At 61.7% G+C, this 752-nt stretch carries 1 pseudogene; it reads left to right on the forward strand.

What is annotated here, in order from left to right:
* Window positions 1-138: 138 nt before the first annotated feature.
* A pseudogene (locus FRW57_RS22390) lies at window positions 139-752 on the forward strand (transposase); the annotation flags it as partial.

The raw sequence follows: 752 nt of genomic DNA on the forward strand, positions 1-752 counted from the left end.
GGAATGCAGATAGATATCCACTTCTTTACCGGGATCATCGGTGCACAGGTCCACTTCGCCTGCTTCAGCTATGATTGACGTGACCCCCTGATTTTCCTCCACGAGCGATTAGAGTCTGGCCTGAAGGAAGGACAGACGATGAAGCGTGCAAGGTTTTCAGAAAAGCAGATCATTGGTGTGCTGAAGGAGGCAGAGGCGGGCGCAAAGACCGCTGATCTGGCCAGGCGGCATGGTGTGTCTGAAGCGACGATCTACAACTGGAAGGCCAAGTATGGCGGGCTGGAGGTATCCGAGGCCCGGCGACTGCGGGAGCTTGAGAGCGAGAACGCCAGACTCAAGCGCCTGTTGGCCGATGCGATGCTGGACCAGGCTGCGCTGAAGGATCTTCTGGCAAAAAAGTTTTGACGCCCGCCGCGAAGCGGGAAGCTGTCGCTCATCTCCAGGCGTGCCACGGGCTGAGCGAACGGCGGGCGTGCCGTGTCATTGATGCCGATCGCAAGAGCGTGCGCTACCGTTCCGTCCGGGACGATGATGCGGCTCTGCGCGGGAAGCTGCGCGAGCTGGCCAACCAGCGGCGCCGGTTCGGCTATCGCCGTCTACATATCCTGCTGCGCCGGGAGGGCGTGATGATCAACCGGAAGAAGACCCAGCGGCTCTACAAGGAGGAAGGTCTGGCGGTGAGGCGGCGGCGCAGCCGCAGACGCGCTGTCGGCACGAGGGCGCCGGCTCCAGTGCTGACACTTCCGAACCAG

This window comes from Segeticoccus rhizosphaerae (assembly GCF_009192725.1).
In the GTDB taxonomy this organism is placed as follows: domain Bacteria; phylum Actinomycetota; class Actinomycetes; order Actinomycetales; family Dermatophilaceae; genus Segeticoccus; species Segeticoccus rhizosphaerae.